The following is an 11618-nucleotide window of genomic DNA, read 5'->3' on the forward strand; positions in this document are numbered from 1 at the left end:
CACCCGCAGTGCCGCGCTTCACCGGGAGGATACCCATGAGCCAGTCGACGGTCGGCCGGTACGGCCCTGCGCCGACCGCGCGCCGGCACCGCGCCGCGATCGCCGCCGCCTGGATCGGTGGCGCGCTCGCGCTCGCGCTGGTCGTCTGGCTCGGCATCGGGATCGTGCAAGACCCCGTGAAGTGGAGCGACGTGGGCTTCTCGGTCAAGGGCGCCGAGCGCGTCGACGTCACGTTCGAGGTGACCAAGGACCCCGAGTCGACCGTCGAGTGCATGGTGCACGCCCTGAACAGGGGCTACGCAGAGGTCGGGGTGATTCGGGTCACCGCGGGGCCGGCCACGACCCAGACGGTGCGGCACACCGTCACCGTGGCCACCCAGGAGCTGGCGGTGACCGGGCTCGTCGACTCGTGCGAGGTCGTCGCGGCGGGCTGACCCCGAGAGGTTGCCCGCCCGAATGCGCCCGGCCAGCGGGTCAACTCGGCCGCGGCTTGCTAGGCTGACCGATTCAGACGCCGTCCCCGGCTCCACCCAGCCGCAGGCCGACGCCGTCGCACGCCCCCGACGCAACGGTTTCGCTGCGTCGATCGATCCACTGTGCCGTTCGTTCTCGCAGCGCAGTTCCGAGGCACACCCGGTCTTCCGGGTGTGCCTTCACGCGAAGTAGATGCAAGGAAGGAGCGATCATGACCGAGACAGCTGCCGTCACATGGCTGACCCAGGACGCTTACGACCGGCTCAAGGCCGAGCTCGACAAGCTGAGCGGGCCGGGCCGGGCCGACATCACCGAGAAGATCGCCGCGGCGCGCGACGAGGGTGACCTCAAGGAGAACGGCGGGTACCACGCCGCCCGCGAGGAGCAGGCCAAGATGGAGGCTCGCATCCGCGAGCTCGAGGCCAAGCTCCGCAACGTGGAGATCGGGGTCCCGCGCGACGACGGCGTCGTCGAGCCGGGCATGGTGGTCACGGCTGTCGTCGCGGGCGACACGATGACGTTCCTGCTGGGCTCGCGCGAGATCGCCGGGTCCACCGAGATCGAGGTCTACTCGCCTACGTCACCCCTCGGTGCCGCGATCAGCGGGCACAAGGTGTCCGACAAGGTGAGCTACACGGCCCCGAACGGCAAGGAGATCGCGGTCAAGATCGTCGCGGCGAAGCCCTTCACCGGCTGACGAGCACCGCTGCGCGCCGGGACGCTTCGGCACGCGCGCGAACTGGGAGTAGTGGTCGAGTTCTCTGCCTCCGGGCGACCACTGCTCCCAGTTCGTCGTTCCGGAGCGCCTCGGCGCGCAGCGCCGCGCAGCGTTCGGGCCGACGGCGGGCCGACCCCAGGCGGAGCTGGCGACGGGTTGCGCACCGGCGGCGGCCTGATCGCTGGAGCGACGGCACGAGAGCGGTCAGGGTCGCGGGCATGCCCGAGATCCCGTTCGACCTGACCCGCCCCGTCCGCGTCGCTGAGGCGATCGCGGCGGGCGTCCCGCGCCGTCGGCTGCCCGGTCCGACCCTCGTCGCACCGATGCGCGGCGTCCGCATGCCCGCCGCCGACGCCGCCGACCTCGCGACCCGATGTCGCGCGCTCGGCCTCCAGCTGCCCGGCGACGCCGCGTTCTCGCGCGGCCCCCGTGCACGTCATCGGCCCGCCGGGCCGCCTCCCGGTCGACGCGCGCGGGGTCGCCCCGCACCAGGGACTGCTCCCCGCCGACGCCGCCGCTCGCCGCGGTGTTCGCCTCACGTCGGTCGTGCGCACCTGGGTCGACCTGGGCGCGACGCTCGACCCCGTCGACCTCGTGATCCTCACGGATGCCGTCCTGGCGCTCCGCTACCCCGGCACGACCACCGCGCAGCTCACGGCCGCCCTCGAGCGGGCGGCCGGGCGGCGCGGGTGCCGCGCGCTCCGGCAGGCGCTCGCGCGCGCTCGCCACTTCGTCGACTCGCCGATGGAGACCCGGGTGCGCCTGCAGCTCATCGCGTCGGGCATTCCCTGCCCGCTCGTCGGGGCGGACCTGTTCGACGACCTGGGCTGCTGGATAGCGCGGCCGGACCTGTGCTGGCCCGCGCTGCGCCTCGCGATCGAGTACGACGGCGCCCATCACCAGCGCGACCGCGCCCAGTACGTACGCGACATCCATCGCAAGGAGCAGGAGGACCTCCGGTGGCGGTCCATCGTCCTGCTGGCCGACCTGTGCTCCGGCGCTGGGCATCATCGAGGCCCGCCTTACGGCAGCGTTCGCATCCCGCGGGGTCAGAAATCCCGCCGCGCTGGCCGACGAACCGGACCGCGAGCTCCGCCCCCGCTAGCGCTGCTTGACGATGCGGAAGCCGGCCGCGCGGATGTGCTCGAGCACGTCGTGGCAGTGCTCGGGGCCCTTCGTCTCGAGCTGCACGTCGATCTCGACCTCGTCGATCGCGAGGTCGACCCCCGTGCGCACGTGCCCGACGTCCATGACGTTCCCGCCGCTCGCGGCGAACTCGGCGAGCAGGCTGGCGAGCGAGCCGGGCCGGTCGTCGATCCGCACGCGGCACTGCAGGTACCGGCCGGCCGAGGCGAGGCCGTGCCGGACCACCCGCAGCAGCACGAGCGGGTCGATGTTCCCGCCCGAGAGGATCGCCACGACCGGGCCCTCGAAGCCGCCCGGATCGGCCATCAGCGCCGCCACCGCGGCGGCGCCCGACGGTTCGACCAGCAGCTTGCCGCGCTCGGCGATCAGCAGCAGCGCGCGCGAGAGGTCCTCCTCGGAGACGGTGCGCACCTCGGTGCCCGCCTCCTGCAGCAGCGTGAACGGCACCAGCCCCGGCGTCCCGACCGCGATGCCGTCGGCCATCGTCGACATGCCGGTCGCCGCCACGGGATGCCCGACGGCGATCGACGCCGGGTAGGCGGCCGCGTTCGCCGCCTGGACCCCGACGACGCGCACGTCGGGCCGCAGCGCCCGCACCACGGTGGCCACGCCCGCCGCGAGCCCGCCGCCGCCGACCGGGACGATGATCGTGCGCACCTGCGGCACCTGCTCGAGGACCTCGAGCGCGAGCGTGCCCTGGCCCGCGACGATGTCGGGATGGTCGAACGGGTGGATCAGGACGGCCCCGGTCGTGCACGACTCCGCCAGCGCGGCCACGAGCGCCTCGTCCACCGTCGTGCCGACGAGCCGGACCTGCGCCCCGTACTCGCGCGTCGCGGCGATCTTGGGCAGCGCGGCGTCGGTCGGCATGTAGACGATCGCGTCGATGCCGAGCAGCTGGGCCGCGAGCGCGACCCCCTGCGCGTGGTTGCCGGCGCTCGCCGCGACGACGCCGCGGGCCTGCTCGGCGGCCGTGAGCTGGGCCATGCGCACGTAGGCGCCGCGAATCTTGAACGACCCGGCGCGCTGCAGGTTCTCGCACTTGAGCACGACCCGGGTGCCCGCGATCGCGGACAGCCCGCGGCTCTCCTCCACCGGGGTCAGCGTTGCGACGCCGTCGAGCAGCCGCGCGGCCGCGCGCACGTCCTCGAGCGTGACCGCCGGCGCCGGCGCCGCGGTCCGGGCCGTCATGCGGGCCCCCGCAGCTGCAGCCCCGGTGCGGTCCCGAGTTCGGGGTACTTGTCGTGCCCGTGCAGGTACAGCACGACGGTGTTGACCACGGCGACCACGGGCACCGCGAACAGCGCGCCGACGATCCCCGCCGCCATCGTGCCGCCCGCGACCGCGAGGATCACCGCGACCGGGTGCAGCGAGACCGCGTGGCCCATCAGGAGCGGCTGGAGCACGTGGCCCTCGATCTGCTGCACGAGCAGCACGACGGCGAACATGAGCAGCGCGACGAGCGGGCCGTGCGCGACAAGCGCGACCAGCACCGCCACCGCCCCGGTCACGAGCGCACCGACGATCGGGATGAACGAGCCGATGAACACCAGCGTGGCGAGCGGCAGCGCGAGCGGCACCTGCAGGATCGCGGCGCCGATGCCGATGCCGACCGCGTCGACCAGCGCCACCAGGATCTGGGTGCGGGTGTACGCGCCGAGCGCGACCAGCCCGCGCCGGCCGGCCTGATGGGTGGGCTCGCGGGCCTCGTTCGGCAGCAGGCCGATGAGCCACGCCCACACGCGCGCGCCGTCGATCAGGAAGAACAGCGTGCAGAACAGCGCGATGAGCGCGCCGGTCGCGACGTGCCCGAGCGTCGTCGTGACCGACAGGGCCCCCGAGAGCAGGGAGGACGAGTTGGCGCTCAGCGAGTCCGAGATCTGGGTGACGAACCCGTCGATCTGGGTCGCGCTGAGCTGCAGCGGGCCCTGCGCGAGCCACGACGTCGTGGTCTCGATGCCGGCCTCGGCCTGGCTCGCGAGGTCGGCGAAGCCGTTCGCGATCGAGTTCCCGGCCAGCGTCAGCAGGCCCGCGACGACGCCGAGCAGCGCGACGACGGAGGTGGCCGACGCCACGGCGCGGGGGAACCGCGCGCGCTCGCGCAGGAACGTCGCGACGGGCGCGAGCAGCACCGACAGCAGCAGCGCGACCAGCACCGCCACCACGAGCACCTTGAAGTACGAGATGAGCCAGAGCGCGCCCGCCGTGGCCGCGACGATCACGACCAGGCGCCACGACCACGCCGCGGACACCTGGACCGAGCGCGGCAGGGACTCCGCCATCGAGCGACCGGCGGCCGGCCCGGCCGAGGTGGCCCCGGCGGCCGACGCCGCCGGAGCGGCGACGTCGGGCTCGGGGACGGCGGTCTCGCTCATGCCAGCGCCTGCTCCAGGTCGGCGATCAGGTCGGCGATCCCTTCGATCCCGACCGAGACCCGGACGAGGTCGTCGGGCACCTCGAGCGCGGTGCCCGCGACGGACCCGTGCGTCATCCGCGCCGGGTGCTCGATGAGCGACTCGACCCCGCCGAGCGACTCCGCGAGCGTGAACACGCGGGTCCGGCCACACATCGCGACGGCCGTCTCGGCGTCGCCCGTGCGGAAGGAGACCATCCCGCCGAACCCGCTCATCTGGCGCGCCGCGACCTCGTGCGAGGGGTGCGACGCGAGCCCGGGGTAGATCACCTGCGTGACCTTCGGGTGTGCCTCGAGGAATGCCGCGACGGCGGCGGCGTTGGCGCAGTGGCGGTCCATCCGGACCGCGAGGGTCTTGAGCCCGCGCAGCGTGAGCCACGCGTCGAACGGGCCCGCCACGGCGCCCGAGGAGTTCTGGTGGAAGCCGACGGCGTCCGCGAGCGACGTCGTCCCGGTCGGCCCGACGAGGCCGATGGGCAGCTGCGCGCCGTCGCCGACGACGAGCGCGCCGCCGACGACGTCGCTGTGGCCGCCGATGTACTTGGTCGTCGAGTGCACGACGACGTCGGCGCCGAGCGCGAGCGGCTGCTGCAGGTACGGCGTCGCGAACGTGTTGTCGACCACGAGCAGCACGCCGGCGGCGCGGCACATCGCGGCGATCGCGGCGATGTCGCTGACCCCGAGCAGCGGGTTCGTCGGGGTCTCGACCCAGACGACCTTCGTGCGCCCGGGCTCGATGGCCGCGAGCACGGCGTCGAGGTCGGTCAGGTCGACCGGGGTGTGCGCGATTCCCCACGGCCCGAACACCTTCGCCACGAGGCGGTACGTGCCGCCGTACGCGTCGTTCGGCACGACGACATGGTCGCCCGGGCGCAGCACGGCACGCAGCAGGGTGTCCTCGGCCGCGAGGCCCGAGGAGAACGCGTACCCGCGGGCGCCGCCCTCGACCGCGGCGAGCGCCTCCTCGAGCGCGGTGCGGGTCGGGTTGCCGGAGCGGGAGTACTCGTACCCGCCGCGCAGCCCGCCGACCCCGTCCTGCTTGTACGTGGAGACCTGGTAGATCGGCGTCACGACGGCGCCCGTCGCCGGGTCCGGGTCCTGGCCTGCGTGGATCGCGCGGGTCGCGAAGGCGGCGGCGGACCAGTCGTGGGTGGGCTCGAGGTCAGAAGATGGAGTACTCACGCCGCCAGGCTACGGTGCCCGGCCGGGGGAACACCCGTCGGGTCGTCCGACGTTGAGCATGTCGAGCGAACTGCTCACGGACGGAAGGCGAATTCCATGTTCGGATCTGTGCTGCGAACCACGATGGTCACGCCCGAGCGCGCGCTGCGCGGCCGGGCGGGCTACACCTACCCGATCCCCGCGAACCACGCCGTCCTCGGCACGCCGCTGCAGGGGCCCTGGCCAGTCGGCACCGCGCAGCTGTACCTCGCGATGGGGTGCTTCTGGGGAGCCGAGCGGGCGATGTGGCGCCTACCCGGGGTCGTGACGACCGCCGTCGGCTACCAGGGCGGATTCAGCCCGTACCCGAGCTACGAAGAGGTGTGCACCGGGATGACCGGGCACACCGAGGCCGTGCTCGTGGCGTACGACCCCGAGGTGCTCACGCACACCGAGCTGCTCCGGGCGTTCTGGACGTCGCACGACCCGACGCAGGGCTTCGCGCAGGGCAACGACCGGGGCACCCAGTACCGGTCGGCGCTGTACACCACGGACCCCGAGCAGGCGGCCGCGGCGGAGTCGACCCGGGCGGTGTACCAGGCCGAGCTCGCGCGCGCGGGCTACGGCGCGATCACGACCGAGGTGCGCCCGGCGGCCGAGGCGGGCGAGTTCTTCTACGCCGAGGGCTACCACCAGCAGTACCTCGAGAAGAACCCGAACGGGTACTGCGGCCTGGGCGGCACAGGCGTGTCCTGCCCGCGCCCGCTGAGCGGCGTCTAGCGCGCGGCGTCGAGGCTCGCCGGCAAGGCTTCTCAGCGGGGCTCGACGACGACGACAGGGATCTCCCGCTCGGTCCTGTGCTGGTAGCCCGCGTAGCCGGCGTTGTTGGCCACGGCGGCGCGCCAGAGCTCGGCGCGCTCGGCCCCGACGGCGGTCCGGGCGCGCATCTCGCGGCTGACAGCCCCGCGCTGCAGACGGACGTCCGGATTCGCCACGAGGTTGCGGAACCACGCGGGGTCGTGCGCCGCGCCGCCGTCCGAGGCGATCAGGACGAGCCGCTCGCCGACCACCGTGACGGCGAGCGGCACCGTGCGGGACGCGCCCGTGGTGCGGCCCGTCGTCGTCAGCAGGACCTGCTCGAGGTGGCCCAGCCGGCCGCCGATCCGGCCGCCGGTCAGCCTGAAGACGGCGGCGTGCGCGCGGATCGCGAGGCGGGCGGCGCGGCTGGCGACCATCTCGGTGTCAGTTGACCGCGAGGATGTCGACCACGAACACGAGGGTGTCCGTGCCCTTGATCCGGGCCTGCGGCATGCCGCGCGGGCCGTAGCCGTGGTGCGGCGGGATCGACAGCAGCACGCGCGCGCCGATCTGCTGGCCGACCAGGCCCTGGTCCCAGCCCGCGATCACGGCGCCGACGCCGATCGGGAAGTTGATCGACGAGCCGCGGTCGTAGGAGTTGTCGAACACGTGCCCGCCCCACGTCTGGCCGAGGTAGTTCACGACGAGGTCGTCGCCGGCCTCGACGAGCGCCCCGTCGCCGGGCGAGAGCACGACGACCTCGAGCTCGGGCGGCGCCGGCGTGGCGGGGAACGTGAGCGCGGGCTTCTCGCCGAAGGAACCGGACGCGAGCGGCAAGGTGGCAGTCATGAAGGGTCTCCTCGAGCGGGGGTTTTCCCCATCTTCGCGGTTGTGGCCCGGATCCGCGCATTCGGCGCACGGATCCGGACCACAACCGGGTGGCCGCGGGGTGTTGACAGGCGTTGGCTAATGGCCTTAGCTTTTGGTCATGGACACCTTCGAAAGTTCCGGCCACGCGGGCATCCGCGCCGCGGTTCAGCTCCTGTCGCGGCCCGAGGGTCGCATCTCGTTCACGGTCGAGGGCTCCGGCCCGCTGCTGGTGCTCGTGCCCGGGATGGGCGACCTGCGCTCGACCTGGCGCGACGTCGGCCCGCGGCTGGTCGAGGCCGGCTACCGGGTCGCCACGACCGACCTGCGTGGGCACGGCGACGGCGACGTCAGCTTCGCGCACCACGGCGACGTCGCGACGGGCGGAGACCTGATCGCCCTCGTCGAGCACCTGGACCACGGCCCGGCCGTGCTCGTCGGCAACTCGATGGGGGCGGCGTCGGCGGCGTGGGTCGCCGCCGAGCGACCCGACCTCGTCGCCGGCCTCGTCCTGGTCGCGCCGCTGCTGCGCAACCCCGCCCAGCACCCGGCGCTGGCTGCGGCGCTCCACCTGCTGTACCGCGGCCTGTTCGTCCGGCCCTGGGGCGCGGCCGCCTGGGCGGCGTACTACCGCTCGCCGCTCTCGCGCGGCGCGAAGGCGCCGTGGCTCGACGAGCACGTCGCCGAGATCCGCGCGAGCCTGTCGCGCCCCGGCCGGCTGCGAGCGTTCCGGCACCTCGCGCTCCAGCTCACGCACGCCCCGGTCGAGGCCCGGCTCGGCGAGGTCAGCGCCCCCGCGATCGCGTTCTTCGGCAGCCTCGACCCGGACTTCGTCGACCCCGCGGCCGAGCTCGCGTGGATCGAGGAGACCATCGCCGCGCAGGGGGTCTGGATCCCCGGGGTCTCCCACTACCCGCAGCACCAGGCGCCCGAGGTCGTCGTCCCCGCCACGACCGCGTTCCTCGCCGGGCTGCCCCGCGACGGTGCCCGCTGGGCGCCCGGCCCGCGTGCCTAGGGCCGGGCTGACCCGGCAGGCGGTCGTCGAACTGGCCCTCGCGGTCGTGGACGACGGCGGCCCGCACGGCTTCGAGGCGCTCACCCTCGCCGCCGTCGCGGCGCGCGCGGGCGTCGCGGTGCCGAGCCTGTACAAGCACGTCGCGGGGCTGCCCGACCTGCGGCGCGCCGTCGTCCTCGCCTGCGTGGCTGGGATGACCGAGGCCGTCGAGTCACCCGCGGCGGGCCTGGCCGGACCGCCCGCGACGCGGGCGATGGCCGACGCGATCCGCGCGTTCGCGCACGCGTCGCCCGGGCGCTACCTCGCGGCGCAGCTGCCGACCTGGGCCGACGACCCGGAGGCCGGCGAGATCCGCGCGGCCGCCGCGCACTCGATCGAGGTGATCGCGTCGAGCCTGCGCGGGCTCGGCATCCCGGCCGGCCGCGAGATCGACGCGATCCGCGCGCTGCGCGCGGCGCTGCACGGCTTCATCCTGTTCGAGCTCACGGGCGGCTTCCGCATGGCCGACGACGTCGACGAGAGCTATCGCTACCTCGTCACCACCCTCGTCGCCGGGCTCTCGCGGAGCTAGCGGGTGAGGTACGCCAGGAGGTCGGACCGGGTGAGCACGCCAATCGGGTTGCCGTCGTCGACCACGAGCAGCGCGTCGACGTCGCGGAGCGCCGCGCGGGCCGCCTCGACGCTCTCCCCCGTGCCGATCAGCGGGAGCGGCGCGGACATGTGCGTGTCGACCCGGTCGGCGAGCGACGCGGCGCCCGAGAACACGGCGTCGGTGAGGTGCCGCTCGCTCACGGCGCCGGCCACCTCGCCGAGCATCACCGGCGGCTCGGCCTTGACCACCGGCATCTGGGACACGCCATAGGTCTGCAGGATCTCGATCGCGTCCCGGACCGTCTCCGTCGGGTGCGTGTGCACCAGCTTCGGCAGGTCGCCCGACTTGGTGCGCAGCACGTCCGCGACGCTCGCGCCGTCGCCGGAGCTCAGGAAGCCGTAGGACCGCATCCACGGGTCGCTGAAGATCTTCGACAGGTAGCCGCGCCCGCCGTCGGGCAGCAACACGACGATCACGGCGGCGGCGGCGGCCGCCGGGTCCGCGCTCTCCAGGGTCGCGGCCAGGCGCAGGGCGGCGACGACGGCCATGCCGGACGAGCCGCCCACGAGCAGCCCCTCCTCGCGCGCGAGCCGCCGCGTCATCTCGAACGAGTCGGCGTCGGAGACCGCGAGGATCTCGTCGGGCACGGCCGGGTCGTAGGCCGTGGGCCAGAAGTCCTCGCCGACGCCCTCGACGAGGTAGGGGCGGCCGTCGCCGCCGGAGTACACCGAGCCGGCCGGGTCGGCGCCGACGATGCGGACCCGGCCGCCGGCGCGTGCCGCGCTCGCGTCCTTGAGGAACCGCCCGGTTCCCGTGATCGTGCCGCCGGTGCCGACGCCCGCGACGAAGTGCGTGAGCGTGCCGTCGGTGTCGGCCCAGATCTCGGGGCCGGTCGTCTCGTAGTGGCTCGCCGGGCCGTTGACGTTCGCGTACTGGTTCGGCTTCCAGCCCCCCTCGATCTCGGCGACGAGCCGGTCGGAGACCGAGTAGTAGGAGTCGGGATGGTCGGGGGCGACCGCGGTCGCCGTCACCACGACCTCGGCGCCGTACGCCGTGAGCACGTCCCGCTTGTCCTGGGACACCTTGTCGGGGCACACGAACACGCAGCGGTAGCCCTTGCGCTGGGCGACCAGGGCCAGCCCGACGCCGGTGTTGCCGCTGGTCGGCTCAACGATCGTGCCGCCGGGGGCGAGCTCGCCGCTCGCCTCGGCCGCCTCGATCATCTTGAGCGCGATCCGGTCCTTCACCGACCCGCCGGGGTTGAGGTACTCGACCTTGACCAGGACCGTCGCCGCGAGGCCGCGGGTGACGGTCGAGAGCCGGACGAGCGGGGTGTTGCCGACGAGCTCGGAGATGTGCTGCGCGTACTTCATGCCGGACGGACGCTCCAGAGGCGAGGAAAAGCGCAACGTCCGCACCGGTGGAAGGCCACGCGATGCGGACGTTGCGACGACGGGGGTGAGACTGCTGGTCGAACCGCTAGTTGCTGCCGCGAAGGATCGCGATCAGCCGCAGGAACTCGAGGTACATCCACACGAGGGTGACGACGAGCCCGAAAGCGGCGGTCCAGGCGAACTTCGCCGGGACGCCCTGCTCGACCCCACGCTTGATCGAGTCGAAGTCGAGGATCAGCATCGCCGCGGCGAGGCCGACGGCGAAGAGGCCGACGATGACGCCCAGGGCGCCACTCCTCAGCGGGCCGAACGCGCCGTCGCCGCCGACGTTGAAGACCATCAGCAGCACGTTGACGAGCGAGAACACGAGGTACCCGACCATGGAGACGAGGAGCCAGCGCGTGAACTTCGGGGTGACGCGCACCTTGCCCGAGCGGAACAGCACGAGGCAGGCGGCGAACGTCGCCATGGTGGCGAGCACGGCCTGCGTCACGAGGCCCGGCAGGTCGAAGGCCACCTCGAAGTACCACGAGATGCCCCCGAGGAAGACGCCCTCGGCCGCCGCGTAGGCCAGGATGAGGGCCGGGCTCGGGCTCTTCTTGAACGAGTTCACCATGCCGAGCACGAAACCGACGAGCGCGCCGATGATCGCGACGCCCATCCGCGACTCCTCGGGCACGACGAACCAGGTCAGCGCCGCCATGACGACGACGATGGTGAGCAGCCCGCCGGTCTTCATGATGACGTCGTCGTAGGTCATCCGCCCGGTCTGGGCCGTGGTCGCCGAGGGCGACTGGTACATCTGGTTCAGCGCCGCCGCGTCGTACGGCGCCGCGGTGACCGCGCTGTCCTGCAGCACGGCTCCCTGCTGGCGCCCGCGCTGGGGCTGCTGCCGCGACTTCTTGGGATCGCGGAAGATCGCGTTGTTGTCGAAGACGGGGTTGCTCATCAGTTCCTCCTGGTCGCGCCGTCCCGCCCCCTGCGCAGGTGCGCAAGTCGGTGCGAGTTTGCGGCCGTTTTCCTTACTCTATGCAACGCGG

The 11618-nt window shown here is 73.3% G+C and carries 12 protein-coding genes; 5 read left to right on the forward strand and 7 right to left on the reverse strand.

The annotated features are described in order from the left end of the window. Positions 1-35: 35 nt before the first annotated feature. Positions 36-434 carry a DUF4307 domain-containing protein gene (locus tag J4E96_RS16285; RefSeq protein ID WP_227423106.1) on the forward strand — a complete coding sequence of 133 codons (399 nt, stop codon included), beginning with the start codon at positions 36-38 and terminating at the stop codon, positions 432-434. A 251-nt stretch (positions 435-685) separates the two neighbouring features. Next, positions 686-1171 (forward strand): transcription elongation factor GreA, encoded by a 486-nt coding sequence (gene greA / locus J4E96_RS16290; RefSeq protein WP_227423107.1) that lies wholly within the window; start codon positions 686-688, stop codon positions 1169-1171. Positions 1172-2293: 1122 nt separating this feature from the next. Here greA and ilvA read toward each other — a convergent pair. The 3 genes from ilvA to J4E96_RS16305 are packed head-to-tail and all read right to left on the reverse strand — an operon-like array spanning position 2294 to position 5933. Beyond that, a complete protein-coding gene (gene ilvA, locus J4E96_RS16295; RefSeq protein ID WP_227423108.1) occupies positions 2294-3529 on the reverse strand; it encodes a threonine ammonia-lyase in 1236 nt (411 codons plus the stop codon). Next, positions 3526-4713 (reverse strand): AI-2E family transporter, encoded by a 1188-nt coding sequence (locus J4E96_RS16300; RefSeq protein WP_319637696.1) that lies wholly within the window; start codon positions 4711-4713, stop codon positions 3526-3528. The genes ilvA and J4E96_RS16300 overlap by 4 nt, the downstream gene beginning before the upstream one ends. Beyond that, positions 4710-5933: a cystathionine gamma-synthase gene (locus J4E96_RS16305; RefSeq protein ID WP_227423109.1), complete on the reverse strand. Its 1224-nt coding sequence runs from the start codon at positions 5931-5933 to the stop codon at positions 4710-4712. The genes J4E96_RS16300 and J4E96_RS16305 overlap by 4 nt, the downstream gene beginning before the upstream one ends. Before the next feature lie 96 nt (positions 5934-6029). Here J4E96_RS16305 and msrA point away from each other — a divergent pair, with 96 nt between their 5' ends. Further along, on the forward strand, positions 6030-6692 hold the full coding sequence (gene msrA / locus J4E96_RS16310; protein WP_227423110.1) for a peptide-methionine (S)-S-oxide reductase MsrA: 663 nt from the start codon (positions 6030-6032) through the stop codon (positions 6690-6692). A gap of 32 nt (positions 6693-6724) precedes the next feature. Here the strand turns inward: msrA and J4E96_RS16315 are convergent, their stop codons facing one another. Next, a complete protein-coding gene (locus tag J4E96_RS16315) occupies positions 6725-7147 on the reverse strand; it encodes a nitroreductase/quinone reductase family protein (RefSeq protein ID WP_227423111.1) in 423 nt (140 codons plus the stop codon). Between the two features lie 7 nt (positions 7148-7154). Beyond that, on the reverse strand, positions 7155-7559 hold the full coding sequence (locus J4E96_RS16320) for an FKBP-type peptidyl-prolyl cis-trans isomerase (RefSeq protein WP_227423112.1): 405 nt from the start codon (positions 7557-7559) through the stop codon (positions 7155-7157). 139 nt (positions 7560-7698) lie between these two features. Between J4E96_RS16320 and J4E96_RS16325 the strand changes: the two genes are divergently transcribed. Beyond that, positions 7699-8592, forward strand: a complete 894-nt coding sequence (locus J4E96_RS16325; protein WP_227423113.1) for an alpha/beta fold hydrolase — start codon at positions 7699-7701, stop codon at positions 8590-8592. Next, positions 8585-9163 carry a TetR/AcrR family transcriptional regulator gene (locus J4E96_RS16330; protein WP_227423114.1) on the forward strand — a complete coding sequence of 193 codons (579 nt, stop codon included), beginning with the start codon at positions 8585-8587 and terminating at the stop codon, positions 9161-9163. Before J4E96_RS16325 ends, J4E96_RS16330 begins: the two co-directional genes overlap by 8 nt. Here J4E96_RS16330 and J4E96_RS16335 read toward each other — a convergent pair. Together J4E96_RS16335 and J4E96_RS16340 are read right to left on the reverse strand one after the other, a co-directional pair. Continuing rightward, positions 9160-10557: a cystathionine beta-synthase gene (locus J4E96_RS16335; RefSeq protein ID WP_227423115.1), complete on the reverse strand. Its 1398-nt coding sequence runs from the start codon at positions 10555-10557 to the stop codon at positions 9160-9162. The two genes, J4E96_RS16330 and J4E96_RS16335, sit on opposite strands and share 4 nt — an antisense overlap. 106 nt (positions 10558-10663) lie before the next feature. Further along, on the reverse strand, positions 10664-11527 hold the full coding sequence (locus J4E96_RS16340; protein ID WP_227423116.1) for a Bax inhibitor-1/YccA family protein: 864 nt from the start codon (positions 11525-11527) through the stop codon (positions 10664-10666). Positions 11528-11618 lie beyond the last annotated feature (91 nt).

Source organism: Pengzhenrongella sicca (genome assembly GCF_017569225.1).
GTDB lineage: Bacteria > Actinomycetota > Actinomycetes > Actinomycetales > Cellulomonadaceae > Pengzhenrongella > Pengzhenrongella sicca.